Source organism: Halobacillus litoralis (assembly GCF_009856445.1).
GTDB classification, from domain to species: Bacteria; Bacillota; Bacilli; order Bacillales; family Halobacillaceae; genus Halobacillus; species Halobacillus litoralis.
This window is the reverse complement of sequence record NZ_WMFA01000001.1, coordinates 381,882-395,966: the sequence shown is the minus strand read 5'-3', so window position 1 is coordinate 395,966 and position 14,085 is coordinate 381,882. Positions and strand designations below refer to the sequence as shown.

Here is a 14,085-nt window from a genome sequence, read left to right as displayed (position 1 = left end):
GACTTTTCTCCCTAAGATTCCTTTTTAAATCCGAACTGTTCTGCTTCCATTTGCATCGCTGTATGAAGAAGAGGAAAATCAGCCGCATCTTTTTCTAAATGACGGGATAAATTCGGAACAAGTTTGTTCCATACCATTGGATTTGCTGCCATCGATTGAAACAGTGCCACTTCATTATCTGACCACTTTCTTAGGGACTCGACGTAATGAAGAGTCATTTGAAAACCAGGGAGAAGCTGCTCGTCCCTTTTCCGTGCAAACTCTTTCATTGCCTCATCTCTCGGGACTCCCTCATCCATTTTCAAGCAGGCATCGGCAAGTAAAAATGACTGCATAAAGGCATCATTGATCCCCAACCCTGTACTCGGGTCTTTGCTGTGACCAGCGTCCCCGATTAATGCCCAGCCATCTCCATAGGCCGTTCGGAAGAAATTCGGCATGCCTGGTGTTCCTATCATCTTTCCTTGAAGCTTGGCACCTTTCATTCTTTCTCTCATTCTATACATTTGATCAAACGTTTGTTTAAACGAATCTTCCGGATTTTTCATCATCGTTTTGAATTCTTCTGGATGGATTTCGATGCCCAGGCAGTCCCGGTTGGGCTCCATCGGGAAAACAAAACCGATACGGCCTTCATGAAGGAAAATCTCTGTAGCAGGTTCTGATAAGGGGTCTACCCCCTCAAAGTAACCGTAGATGACCGGGCGCAATGGTTTCGTTTCTTCATACTTTTCTGAACCGGCCCAGTGAGCGATGTTTGAGTTTTTCCCATCCGCGCCAACGATCAAATCAGCATAGACATTCTGCGATGCCCCTTTTTCTATTAGACTGAGGCCGACGACCTTCCCTTCTTCCCATATCAACTCTCGTGCTGCCGTTTCAGGTTTAAATTGGACGGATGGGAAAGTAAGCGCTCGTTCAATCAACATGGAGTCGAGTTTGTCTCTTCTTGGAATGATAGTATAGGATGTTCGCGGTCCTTCTACGAAGCTGCTACCAATATGGGTCCGCATCCTTGTTACTTTTCTCAACCCCGACTCCTCCAGTTGCTTAAGCACGCCCAATTTTTCTAAAAACCCTGTGTGGGACATAAAATGAGTAGACAGTGTATCACTTGGAAAACTGGCTTTATCGACAAGGAGGACTTTCTTCCCCATCTCTCCTAGTAAAATAGCTAAACTTGCGCCGGCTACACGTGCACCGACGATAATGACATCATAATGATGTTTCATGATTGCACACACCTTCACGTAACGTATACCTCCATCATAACTGGAGCACCACAAAAACTCTAGAGTGGTTTGTTGTAGATAAGCTCCCTTTAGTGGAAGACTCAGTTTCGAGACTTCTGTTGGGTAGATGGGGCTGCGGGGAATAGCTCGCTTTCCGCGGGAGCGCGGTGAGCCTCCTCGGACTGCGTCCTGTGGGGTCTCACCCTGCACTTTTTTCCCGCAGGAGTCTCGCCATTCCCCTCCGCCCCTTTGCCATATAAGTATCTCGAAACCATTTCCAAAAAAACAAGCTTTTATCTTGCATGGAAAGTGAAGCATTACGCATATTCTTACCTCTTTTATGAATGGAAAAGCTTGTTATAGGCGAGTTATGACTATAGATCAGGATTTGTGAAGAGCACTCATACTTGGCAAAAGGGGTTCGTTATACCCTTTATGGGATGGGGTGGTTGGGAAGCTGCGAGACTCCCGCGGGAATGGATTGGCTGGCAAGACCCCACAGTGCGTAGCACGAGGAGGCTTGCCGTCATCCCCGCAGGAAAGCGAGTAGCTTCCCAGCCACCCCTGACGCCAAATACCGTAACGAACCCAAAAAACATCTCGGAACTGAGTCTTCCACAATCCTGCTATATACTTTAACAACTGATCATAGATAATTGCACATAAAAAAACTCCCGCGGTGGGGAGTTTTAATTAGTAAGTGCGCTCTTCTTCAACTTCATGGTTTTGATCCAAGATTTGAAGTTTGCTCGGTTTGTTTTCTTTTGCGATTTCCTCTGCTTTGGCAACCGCAGTATCACGCTCATCATAAAGGTCTGTTGGAGCGACATCTTCGATTTTTACAAACCAGCCAGTTACATCTTTATTAGGTACAACACTATATTGTTTCATGAACTTCACTCCTATCTCATAGACTTAATTATCCATTCCCACAGCTGGGAGGGTTCAAACGTATCAAAATTGTTTGACAATATGAAAAGACGCCTTTATAATTTCAAACAAGTCAGAAAAATTGAATAAAAACAACTCTTATCGAGAGCGGCAGAGGGACTAGGCCCTACGACGCCCGGCAACCTTCAAGGCAAAAACCTTGAAAAGGTGCTACATCCTACAGATCACATGATCTGAAAGATAAGGGGAGGTATGAGATACATAAAGCCCTCTTCTTACTTAAAGAAGAGGGCTTTTCTTTTTCACTCTTCAACAAAGTGAATGCCCTAGGAAAAAAATAGAGGAGGAATTTTCCCATGAGTTTACCATTCCACACGTTTGGTCCTGAAACAAATTTGCTTCACGGTGGTCAGGAACCTGACCCCACTACAGGTTCACGTGCTGTACCGATTTATCAGACGACATCGTATGTTTTTAATGATACGGAACACGCTCAAAATCTTTTTGCACTTGCCGAGCCCGGCAACATTTATTCACGAATCGGTAACCCAACCGTGGATGTATTCGAACAGCGCATCGCTCTTCTGGAGGACGGTGCCGCAGCGGTGGCGACAGCATCAGGCATGTCCGCGATTACGATGGCTATTCTGAACGTCGCTAAAGCTGGAGATGACATTGTGACTTCCACGAACCTTTATGGAGGAACGTACAATTTATTTGTCCACACCCTCCCTCGTTATGGAATCAATGTCCACTTTGTAGAAGGAGATGATCCTGAATCATTCGCCAAGGCGATTACTCCTCATACAAAAGCGATTTTTGCCGAGACCATTGGGAACCCTAGTTTGAATGTACTGGATATTGAAGCGATCGCAGATGTCGCGCATGATCACCACATCCCTTTCATCATCGATAACACATTCGCTACTCCTTATGTGTGCAGACCAATCGATTGGGGAGCAGACATCGTTGTGCACTCTGCCACGAAATGGATTGGCGGACATGGAACGGCCATTGGAGGTGTGGTGGTTGATAGTGGACGTTTTGACTGGAATCATGAGAAATTCCCAGGGTTCACTGAACCGGATGAAAGCTATAACGGGATTCGATTCGGGGTGGATGCCGGCCCTGCTGCTTTTGCCATAAAACTACGCGTACAGCTGCTTCGAGATATTGGGGCCTGTCTTAGCCCACAAAACGCATTCTTACTTTTGCAAGGTCTGGAAACTTTACACTTGCGAGTGAAAACACACGCGGATCAAGCTTTGGAAATCGCCGAATACTTAAAGGACCACGATGGTGTTGAATGGGTGAATTATCCAGGGTTGAAAGACCACCCTACTTATTCTTTAGCCCAAAAATATTTTCACTATGGGCATGGATCCATTGTTGTCTTTGGAATTAAAGGCGGGCGTGATGAAGGTCGTAAACTCATTGATCAAAGTACCATCTGGTCGCATGTAGCCAATGTCGGGGATGCCAAATCTTTAATCATCCATCCAGCTTCTACGACCCACCAGCAATTAAGCGACGAAAATTTGAGTAAATCGGGTGTAACAGAAGAACTTGTCCGCTTGTCTGTTGGCTTAGAGTCTGTAAAAGATTTAATCCAGGATCTGGACAATGCCATCTTCCACGCCACTGGATATAAGAAATCCTATGGTAAGAGCAAACATGTGGCAGAGCCTGTTTTATCATCATCCCTGGACCGTTCGAACGGGGAATTGAGGAAAAGAGTGATCGGGATCGCAGGCACAAGTACTCTTCTTATGGAGCAAAACAAGTTGGAAAGGTTAGGGTTTGAAGTTCTTACCTTCTCTCATCTTGAGGATCTGCGCAAAGAAACGAATGTCAACTGGGATATCGTCTATGTTGAAGAAGCCGATGAAGATGTCTTGAACATAGCAAAAGAAATAAAGCCAACATTACTCTGGTCAAGGAAACCGATCACTCACGAAGATGCAGCCATCATTTCCGGGGTAAGCCTTTATGAGGCTGTCGTGAATATCCGGTCAGGGAAAGATTTTTCTACTTCCCTCGTATCGGTCTAGTGAAAGAAAGGAGAATGAAAAGCATGTCATTAAGAAACCCCGCCAGCCACCCACGAACCAATCAATCGATCTCGATCGGCACTTTCACCTTTGAGTCTGGTGAAGTGCTATCAGATGTCGAACTTGCTTACGAAAGATACGGGCCGACGAATGCCCCCGTTATTCTCGTATGCCACGCATTAACGGGCAACCAGCTCGCCGTCGGTTCAAGGGATGAACGTGGCTGGTGGGCCGGTTTAATTGGGGAAGATTGTCCAATTGATACCAATCGCTATCAAGTGATCACCTTCAATGTTCTAGGTGGATGTCACGGATCAACAGGACCCGCAAGCGTTAACCCGGACACAGGCAAACCATACCGGCAAACCTTTCCAAAAGTCACGATTCGGGATATGGTGCATGCTCAATATGAGGCTTTACAACATTTAGGTATCACTCATGTCCATGCGATTGCAGGTGGATCACTTGGCGGTATGCAGACGTATGAATGGGGACTTCTTTACCCTGATTTCATGAAAAAACTATTCATTCTCGCCGCTACCCCTTATTTAAGTGATTATGGCATCGCATTTAACCATATCGGTGCCAGAGCCATAAAGAGTGACCCCCATTTCCTAAACGGGGACTATCATTCAAATGAGGACCTCAGGGGATTCGAAATTGCCCGTATGACCGGAATGGTCACGTACCGAAGCAGTACATTATTTGAAAAAAGGTTCGACCGGTCCTATAACACTGATACGTCGTATGAAATTCAATCCTATTTGGACTACCACGGGGATAAGATCAAAGAGCGCTTTGATGCCAACAGCTACCTTTACCTTCTTGAGGCGATGAACAATCATGACATTGGGCGAGGGAGAAATGGTTGGGCACAAGCAGCGAAGCAATACAAAGCAGAGGTCCACACCTTCAGTTTCGAACACGACCTCCTTTACCCAGAAGCCCTGATTCAACCATTCTCTACCTTCTGTAAAAAAGGAAAGCATCATCACATCCCCACTGACTATGGTCATGATGGATTTCTCGTAGAATTCGACCGTTGGGGCAAATGGGTGGAAGATCAATTAATCTAATATCCCACCAGGTACTTTCCCCTTGTACAAATCAAATAAAAAACCCGTTCCGTTTTAAATTTACAACGGAACGGGTTTTTTAATGATCACTCAAATGACTGACAGGAACGACTTTATACCCTTTAGCATACAGGTTTTCCAATAAAAGCTCTACGGTTTCCACTGTAGAAAGTTGAAGGTCATGAAGCAGAATAATGGAATCTCCTTCTACTTTTGAAAGAATATCCTCTGCTACTGCTTCCGGCGGGAGATCTTCCCACTTCTCAGAATAAATGGTCCACGGAACAACATGACCTTCTTCTTGATAGTTGGCAGAAGGCAGGTTTCCAAAAGGCAATCGCAGCAGGTCCACCTTTTGTCCGGTCACTTGTTCCAGAATCGTTTGAGTCGATGAGATCTGCTGATTGATCTGTTCGTCTGACATGCGACCCAAGCGAGGGTGATTCCATGTATGATTTCCAATTTCATGCCCGCGCTCACTCACTTCCCGAACCACCTCAGGATAGTAACCTACGCGCTTGCCAATCATGAAGAAAGAGGCCTTCGCTTCATACTGGTCCAGTACGTCAAGGATTTGCCTGGTGACTTCAGGATGAGGACCATCATCGAAGGTTAAAGCCACTTCTTTCCCCTCCTCATGTAAATGGTCATCTAAAGTAAAGTCCTGATATTTATTGTCACTTCCTTGATCCTCTGAATTTAGATTAGTCACTGCTTCAGGAGCCTCTTGGAAGGCTCCTTTATATTCTGAACGAAGAAGCTTAGATACTTTGCTTTTCTCGATTATCACACGGACCGGTTCCTCATTAGCTGGATCGTCTATAAATACAAGGACCCCTTCACCCGTCAAAGCGATGTCTTCGTAAAATTCAATTTTAGCCTCAAGCTTATCTATAAGCTTCGAGTTTTCTTCACCTGCATCAATCATTTTTTCTTTCGTCCAATCGTGAAGACGATCGACATAATAGATGTCTTCCTTGAATAATTCTTCCATCGACAAAGCTTTGCCATTTTTCTTATCGAAATTCATAATGGTTTGATTGGTAATGACTCCACCCCTACCAAGATCAATCGTTTCGATAAACCTCACAACAAAAAAACGTTGGTTTTGATGGATGACTTCAAAATCAATGTGCAGCTCGTGCGCCTGATCTCCATTATTTTTTTGTTTACTCTTATAACTTTCTTGTTTAAACAAAGCTTTCTGCTGATTCACATAATCTATAATAGTCTGGTCAATTTGGTTATTCGGTGTTTGTGGATAATGAGCGGTCATATGATACTCTTCAAATTCATTAATCTCTGTTTCTATACTTACGTCATACATTGCCGCCTGCTTACCCTTTTTCTTCCCCGACTCTTCATTAGCATTTGCAATGAAAGAACAGCCGGACGCCGTCAACAAAACAAACAAAATGGTATATATAATCGGTTGTCTCATGCTTTTCCCTCTTTATCTCATAGTCACACAATCTATTGTAACACAAATGTAACAATGACTTAATAACTTCGATATATTCAGTAAATTAAATTAATTCAACAAACCCTTTTTTCGTAAACACTCCTTATTCTTGAAGGTTCAGTTTCGAGACGTTTGTGTAGTGGGTTGGGGCTGCGGAGGATAATATAGCGGAATAAAAAAAGAACTTTCCCATAAGGAAAGTTCTAAATGTTGGTGCGGACGTCCCATAGCTCTGGAAAGAAGCGGTGGTCGAGTACTTTTTTTAAGTAGCCGACGCCCGAGGAGCCACCTGTGCCTTTTTTATGTCCTATGATTCGTTCGACTGTTTTCATATGACGGAAACGCCATTGTTGGAGACTGTCCTCGATGTCCACAAGCTTCTCCCCTAATTGGTACAGGTCCCAATACTGTTCCACATTTTTATAGACATTCGTCCAGGCAGCTTCTACGCTGGAGTCTTTTTCATACAGTTGTGTGTAATCCCGGTCCAACAGGTTTTCAGATATATGAAAACCTGAATCGGATAGCTTCTCAATAGCAGCATCGTAAAGGCTTGGTGCACGATAAGCCGTTTCAAGCCGCTGGTGCAGCTCAGGGTCTTTTTCGTAGATCTTCAACACGTGAGGCGTTTTATACCCCAGTGCAAATTCAATCATCCTATACTGATAGGATTGGAAGCCGGAAGCCTGTCCAAGCTGATCACGGAATTCCATATATTCGGACGGGGTCAATGTTGATAGCACATCCCACGCTTGAATGATTTGTTTCTGTATGCTTGAAACGCGTGCCAGCATCTTAAATGCCGACTGCATTTGATTTTCTCTGATGGCTTCTATCGCTGCGTGAAGTTCGTGTAAAGTTAATTTCATCCACAGTTCACTGACTTGATGAATGATAATAAAGAGCATTTCATCATGATGTGAGGATAGACGATTTTGCGCAGATAGCAGCTCATTCAAGTTCAAATATTCCCCGTAGGTCATCCGGCTTGAGAAATCAGTATGGATGTTCTCGTTGCCATCTTTTTTATGGTTAGTCACTGATGTCCCTCCTTCAGTCCAAAACGCCGCGTTCAGGAATGTTGTTAAAAGTCATCGGTAAAAATTCCGTATGAACTGTTCCTTCATACATAAGAAGCGTTCCTAAGAGTGGATGCTCTGCATGTACATGAACCCGAAAAGCACCTTCCTCTTCATCATAATGTTCGTACACGCTGGTTGTCGGATTCGTCATGGACAAGAGTCCATCTACATTCATTGCTTTTGACTCCATATAGAGCCCGCCTTCCGCTGTGACATGGAGATCCAGCTCGGTTTGTAAGAGGCCTGACTTTCCAAGATCATCAACGATACAACCTTTCTCTTCATCAAATCGCATCGCTGCATCAAAACCTCGAATAGAGTAAGGAAAGAAGAACCTCCGAATCCAACTGATCGTCTCACGTCCTCTTTCATCTTCATAGATATAATTCTCAAGAGTGAACGGCACGTCCTTTCCTCGTTCTGCGAACACAAGATGATCTTTTGTTCCCACTTGAAGAAAAGGGCGCAGCAATGGATGGGTTCCTCTGATTTCAGTCATTCTTCCTTGTCCAAGAATCATTAGATTTTGTTTGCTCGTCAATCCGTACTTCTTTTGAAGCTCCGGCTGAAGATTATGGAATTGCTCACCTAGCGCGCGATGAAAAATCGATTTCATGAAAAAAACTCCTCTCCAAAACAGGTTTCCATCCTTGCTTCATTGTGGATGGTTATGAATGTTTGTCCTTTACTCTTTATGTAATACTCCATATTTAAACAGGATTAATAAAAAAGGTATGAAATGTTCCAAAACAGAATATGGTTTTATTTAGTAACCTATTTCCTTTGATGTATGTAATGGCATTATAGCATAAGTAACCGCTTTCTATGATACCTAAAAGAAATAAGACCTGCCCTTCAGCAGGTCTTTATGATTGTATGTGTGAAATCGAGAGGAAGTTGCATAAGCTTTTGTCACCTTTTATTTGTGTTATGCCCGGGTGTATTCTTTTGACATCCCCCGCTAAAAGGTTCACTTACAAAAGTCAATTACATGACTTCTTCTGCATAGTCGCTAATGGAATAGCCTTTTTGCTGTTTCATCAGCCATCCTTGTTTTTCAAGCTGGTTGAAAAGTTTTTGAATATGTTTTTCAGGCCAACTTGAAAGAATACCAAACCAACGTGTTTCATGCAGGCGGAGCTGTCTAAGCTTATTAGTCGCCTTTCCAGCAAGCACTTGTACCAAGGTATGAGCCGGGTAATCTGTTCCGTAATAATAGATCAAGTCAAGCACTTGTTGAGTTTCTGCATACGTCAGCGATCTTCCTTTGACAGTAATGATCACATCATTCTCTTCATACCGAACCTCACTCAACTTATTTTTCAACTCTTCCAATACATGGCTTGTCATCGGGTAAACATTTTCCGGAACAATCTTTTGCCAATCACGTAGTTCTTTCAACATGCGAACGTCATCGAGCTCTATCTCGGAAAGCCACAACAGCTCCGATTCCGTCGTACGTTCCGGAATCCTGCTCCGATTTAATTTATCATACATGTAGAGGAGTGGATGCGATTCCATATCATCTGCTTTACGCTGATAACGGTGAATCTGTTTAACAACCTCCAGACTTTCATCCAACGTTTTTCTGGCGACAGTCAATTGTTTTTTCAATCCCCGTAATTGAAGCAGCTGTTCCAGGAGGCGCTGGTTCTGATCTGCAATTTCATTGAATTGCTTCTCAATCGTTATGACTCGTTTCGTCGCTCGCTCCACATCGAACTCCTCTTCAAGAGCCACTCGATCTTCATCCAGATAATAAAGCAGAGTATAGTCACATCTTTCGCAAGAACAGCAGATGCATCGCTCCTTTGAAAGAAAGGTGAGTGATTTTTGGTGTGAACAGCTTCCTTCCCTGCCTTCCAGCCAATCAGCAGGTAAAGTTCGGAATGGACGCATGACGATGCTGACTCTGTGGCGCCAATATGCCACATCCTCAGGGTAATTAAGAACCGAGATGAGAGCGGATTGATTCATGACTTCAACCGCATCGATGACCTCCCTTTTTTCATGGAATAATCGTACGAACGGGTGATTATGAAAAGCAGCCGATATTTTATCGATCCAGTGCTTACGGTCGTATTCACTTATATGTGATAAAAACAGATAATCCTCAAGTACTTCCCCGACATGTTCATAAAGTTGTTCCGAGGTGAGTTGAGTAAAATCTGTACTGTATAAATACTCTTCTTTTAAAGGTAGTCCATGTTCTTCAGACAAGGACCTCCATAAAAACAATTCTGGGCGCAACAAATGTGGGTGGATCGTTTCTTCTTTTTCAAAAGAAACCGGCAGGACAGCTCTTCCTGATAACCCCAGGTAGGGGCGAATATTCGCTACATCAAGAGCTTTGTCGTTGATTTGGTCCACGATTGCGTCATTAAGCCTGGATAATAACCCCCGTTCAAATTTATGTCCGATCGACCGGATTTGTTTGTTCTTCTTTCCGATCGGCGCAAGTACTACATACGGGTATCGTTGATCCTGGTAAGCAATCCTGTTTGGCAGTCCCATAATGATTCCCCTTTGAATAAGGATTTACTACTATTATAGAAAAAGTATTACGATGTACCAATAAATATAAGTAAAATGGGCGTCATACTGTTAAAATTTCCACGGAATACCCAATGAAAAGCCCTGTTTCTATGACACCTGGAATCGCACTCAACTCTTTTTCCAACGTATCGTGTATATCATGAAACCTTACGTCTATGAGCACATTGCCAGCTTCGGTCAGAACCGGGCCGTCCTTCGCTGCCGCCATACGCAGCTGGATGTCATGACACTCAAAATGTTGAAGAGCTGTTTCTACAAGATGAATGGCTCGCGGGTCCACTTCCAATGGAACGGCAAACTTCTCCCCAAGCCTTTCCACATGCTTGCTTTCGTCTACTAAAATATACGTTTTTGCAGCGCTTGCCATTACGAGCTTCTCGGCAAAAAGAGCGCCCCCTCTTCCTTTAATGAGGCGTTGTGCTCCATCCACCTCATCTGCCCCATCAAACCCCCAATCGGGTTGATGATTAAGAAGAGAAGTTGTGGTCAGTCCATAATAGCTGCAGTTCATTTCTGCCTCTTTAGAAGTAGGAACAGCGAGAATCTCCAGCTTTTCCTTTTCCACTCTTTCCGCAATCTTTTCGAGGGCAAGAAAAGATGTCGACCCTGAGCCGATGCCGATGACATCTCCGTCTTTCACATAGCGACTTACTTGTTGAGCGACTTTTTCTTTTCGGTCGCGATTTGAAATTTCTCCTGACCAGACCGGCTGACCAGCTAGATTATTCTTCCACTTCACAGATATCACCTCTTCCTTTGGTATTCCCGAATGATAAAAAAACAAGCATGGGTGGTAAACAAAGTGTATCAGATGAAGAAGCCGCTTCCTTTTCCCACAACAAAACTTTGTCATTCTTAACGTTCTCTTCACATAAATATAAGGTAATCCATTGTTCCACAGAAAGAAGGGGATGGCATTGAAACAAGTGTACTGGAAGTTGTTCATCTTCTATCTCATCCTCATCACCGCCATCGTACTCGTCACATTAAACCAATAAACCCGAAGACACTTCTCCATATTAGCTCTCTATTCTTAAAGACTGCGTTTCGAGTTCGTTTTCTATGAGTTGGTTGGGAAGCTGCGAGACTCCCGTGGTGGATAAGAGATCGGCAAGATCCCGCAGGACGTAGCCCGAGGAAGTTCCACACTCCCCACAGGAAAGTGAGTAACTTCACAGCACCCTAAGCAAACGAACACCGGTGAGTCTAGAACTGGGTATTCAACAACCCTGCCATAGTTGAACAAGCATTTAATTCATATGAGGGAATCAACAATATATCCAAAAAACCTCGACCGTTTTATGGTCGAGGTTTTATTGAATTAAATCATGTTTGAAGGCATAGATTACTGCCTGTGTACGGTCAGAAACTTGGAGTTTCCCAAGGATATTGCTTACGTGTACTTTTACGGTTTTCAGAGCAATGAACAATTGATCTGAGATTTCCTGGTTAGTCTTGCCTTCCGCCATTAGAAGAAGAACTTCTTTCTCCCTTCCTGTCAGCTGATCGTGAAGTTCTGCTCCATCCGGAGTACGCATTTTTGTCATGATTTTACCTGTCACTTCAGGTTCTAGGATGGACTGGCCTGCGTATGTAGAACGAATGGCTTTGGCAATTTCTTCGGCTTTTGACGTTTTGAGCATATAACTCGTCGCTCCGGCTTCGAGTGCCGGGTACACTTTTTCATCATCCAGAAAACTCGTGACGATAATGACTTTTGCCTCCGGCCATTCTCCAGTTATTCGTTTTGTTGCTTCGATACCATCCATTTCATCCATGACTAAGTCCATCAAGATAATATCAGGACGATGTTCCAATGCAAGGTCTACGGCTGCCTTTCCATCGTCTGCTTCCGCAACAACTTCGATATCCGGCTGTGCCGACAAATAGGCTGAGACGCCGATGCGCACCATTTCATGGTCGTCAGCAAATAATACAGTAATCATCCCTCTTCGCCTCCTTTAATCCGATGGGGAACTTTCACCTCTAACCGGGTGCCCTGTTCCTTCACGCTTACAATCTTTAATGTTCCTCCAACTTCAAACGCCCGCTCCTGCATGTTCTGCAAGCCATATGAACTGGTCTTCGCTTCTTCTACATCAAAACCGATGCCATCATCCACGATACGCAGGATGACGTTATGGTCCCTTTCAATCAGCATGACATTCAGCGAATGAGCCTTCGCATGTCTTAAGGTGTTTGATACCGATTCTTGGAGTATCCGGAAAAGCTGATCTTCAATCCCTTTTTCAAGATTCAAAGGTTCTACAGACCACTCAATTTCCATTGGTACTTTTTGTGTGAGTTCATAAAGCAGTTCCTCTGCTCCTTCTGACAAGGACTTATCCTTGAGAGCTACAGGTCTTAAATGAAGGAGCAGCGCTCTCATTTCAAGCTGAGACTGATGAATCATGCGTTCGACCATCTGCATTTGTTTTCTGGTGGCCTGCCAATCATCCGAATCGGTTTCATTTATCGCAGACATCATCATCGAAGCTGCAAATAATTGCTGACTGACGGAATCATGAAGCTCTCTTGCAAGCCGGTTCCTTTCCTGAATTACTACTTCCTGCAGACTTTTCTCACGTTCTTCAGCTCTTTCTGTAACCATTCGTTGAGCAAGCTCTGTTTGTTTGGTCATTTTTTCTTCCAATTGTTTAAGAGCTAGGTCGATCTGCTCCATCTCTTTCAAATCAACCTCTTCTTCCGAAAGCTCATTCCCCTTCGTCAACTCAGAGACACGGTGTTCGATAGTGTATAGCTGTCTCCTCCAAAACCATCCCTGGATGACGCCGAATACAAACCCAAAAGATAAAGAAATGAACAAAACAAAGAAAATATAAGGAAGATCAAAAACCTCTCTTTCCAGGAGATCCCCCCACGAGCCGAAAGGAAAGGCATAGAACGTAATGGCCAACAACAGAATGGTGAATCCCATAAAAGTCAGCGTACCTGACAACAATTGTCTCTGCCATACATTCATACGCGCTTCACCTCAAGCTCTCCGGACACCATGGACGTGATAATTTTCACGCGTGGCTTTTGTTTTCGGTATCCTTCGGTTTGATAGGAGAGAACCTGGTTGAGCACGTTCGATTTCTTATATTGGAAGATAGAAGCACGTCCAATGAGAGCACTATGATGAATGCTTACCTCTACTTCATAAGGGATGTAAACGGTGAGATTACCAATCCACTGGCGTATAGAAATGACGGCCTCATCGTGAGGAAGAACCGTTTGGCTCAAATCCACGATTCTGTCTCCGAACCCCCCATGAATGTTGATATCCTTCCATTCATAAGAAGTTTTCGGTGTAGCATCATCCCCAAAAAACTTCTGTCTTAGCAATGGTTCCTGATCAGGCATTTCCTGGTGGTAATCAATGATCTCAGGTTGGATGTGTTCCGGCTTTTCTCTTGATTTGAAGTAATCTCTTAAGAACATGAGAATGAGTGCTATGACGAGAAACCTCACAGCAATCATACTTAATACGGTGAAGATTAAACTGATCAATCCAATCCAGAAAAGGATTTTCCTCCATAATGGACGATAGTTTTTCCACCCGATATAGATAAGGACTCCGGAGAATACGAGAGAAAACACAAGTCCCCCGTTGAAGAAGACGATTTCTACAACGAGGAGGATCACCCCAATGATTAAAATCGTGTTGATCGTATCAGTCGAAAGCTTTTTAAGCATAAAGGTCATCCCCCTCTCTTGAATCGATAAAGACGC

12 protein-coding genes and 1 riboswitch are annotated in these 14,085 nt (G+C 43.9%); of the genes, 2 read left to right on the top strand and 10 right to left on the bottom strand.

Annotated features, from left to right (window positions below; genetic code table 11):
- Window positions 1–11 precede the first annotated feature (11 nt).
- Together GLW00_RS01830 and GLW00_RS01825 are read right to left on the bottom strand one after the other, a co-directional pair.
- On the bottom strand, window positions 12–1,232 hold the full coding sequence (locus GLW00_RS01830; protein ID WP_160910772.1) for an NAD(P)/FAD-dependent oxidoreductase: 1,221 nt from the start codon (window positions 1,230–1,232) through the stop codon (window positions 12–14).
- Window positions 1,233–1,925: 693 nt separating this feature from the next.
- Window positions 1,926–2,123 (bottom strand): DUF2188 domain-containing protein, encoded by a 198-nt coding sequence (locus GLW00_RS01825; protein WP_089653746.1) that lies wholly within the window; start codon window positions 2,121–2,123, stop codon window positions 1,926–1,928.
- A 135-nt stretch (window positions 2,124–2,258) separates the two neighbouring features.
- Window positions 2,259–2,370, top strand: a riboswitch (SAM riboswitch).
- Between the two features lie 109 nt (window positions 2,371–2,479).
- On the opposite strand from GLW00_RS01825, the gene GLW00_RS01820 reads away from it, so the two are divergent.
- Both GLW00_RS01820 and metX read left to right on the top strand, forming a co-directional pair.
- Window positions 2,480–4,174, top strand: a complete 1,695-nt coding sequence (locus tag GLW00_RS01820; protein ID WP_160910771.1) for an O-acetylhomoserine aminocarboxypropyltransferase/cysteine synthase family protein — start codon at window positions 2,480–2,482, stop codon at window positions 4,172–4,174.
- Between the two features lie 23 nt (window positions 4,175–4,197).
- Window positions 4,198–5,250, top strand: a complete 1,053-nt coding sequence (gene metX / locus GLW00_RS01815) for a homoserine O-acetyltransferase MetX (protein WP_160910770.1) — start codon at window positions 4,198–4,200, stop codon at window positions 5,248–5,250.
- A gap of 79 nt (window positions 5,251–5,329) precedes the next feature.
- Here the strand turns inward: metX and GLW00_RS01810 are convergent, their stop codons facing one another.
- From GLW00_RS01810 to liaF, 8 genes are all read right to left on the bottom strand, one after another.
- Window positions 5,330–6,691, bottom strand: a complete 1,362-nt coding sequence (locus GLW00_RS01810) for a polysaccharide deacetylase family protein (RefSeq protein ID WP_160910769.1) — start codon at window positions 6,689–6,691, stop codon at window positions 5,330–5,332.
- A 224-nt stretch (window positions 6,692–6,915) separates the two neighbouring features.
- Window positions 6,916–7,752: a tryptophan 2,3-dioxygenase gene (kynA, locus tag GLW00_RS01805; protein WP_326315789.1), complete on the bottom strand. Its 837-nt coding sequence runs from the start codon at window positions 7,750–7,752 to the stop codon at window positions 6,916–6,918.
- A 13-nt stretch (window positions 7,753–7,765) separates the two neighbouring features.
- A complete protein-coding gene (locus tag GLW00_RS01800; protein WP_160910768.1) occupies window positions 7,766–8,410 on the bottom strand; it encodes a DUF4166 domain-containing protein in 645 nt (214 codons plus the stop codon).
- A gap of 371 nt (window positions 8,411–8,781) precedes the next feature.
- The gene (locus GLW00_RS01795) at window positions 8,782–10,308 is read right to left on the bottom strand and encodes an RQC-minor-2 family DNA-binding protein (protein WP_160910767.1); all 1,527 of its coding nucleotides are present in this window, start codon (window positions 10,306–10,308) and stop codon (window positions 8,782–8,784) included.
- 82 nt (window positions 10,309–10,390) lie between these two features.
- Complete coding sequence (gene rpiA, locus GLW00_RS01790; RefSeq protein WP_335808424.1) at window positions 10,391–11,089, bottom strand: ribose 5-phosphate isomerase A; 699 nt, start codon at window positions 11,087–11,089, stop codon at window positions 10,391–10,393.
- A gap of 574 nt (window positions 11,090–11,663) precedes the next feature.
- Entirely contained in the window at window positions 11,664–12,296 is a 633-nt protein-coding gene (locus GLW00_RS01785) for a response regulator transcription factor (protein ID WP_160910765.1), read from the bottom strand.
- Entirely contained in the window at window positions 12,293–13,333 is a 1,041-nt protein-coding gene (locus GLW00_RS01780) for a sensor histidine kinase (RefSeq protein ID WP_160910764.1), read from the bottom strand. The genes GLW00_RS01785 and GLW00_RS01780 overlap by 4 nt, the downstream gene beginning before the upstream one ends.
- Window positions 13,330–14,049 carry a cell wall-active antibiotics response protein LiaF gene (liaF, locus tag GLW00_RS01775; protein ID WP_160910763.1) on the bottom strand — a complete coding sequence of 240 codons (720 nt, stop codon included), beginning with the start codon at window positions 14,047–14,049 and terminating at the stop codon, window positions 13,330–13,332. The genes GLW00_RS01780 and liaF overlap by 4 nt, the downstream gene beginning before the upstream one ends.
- Between the last annotated feature and the right edge of the window lie 36 nt (window positions 14,050–14,085).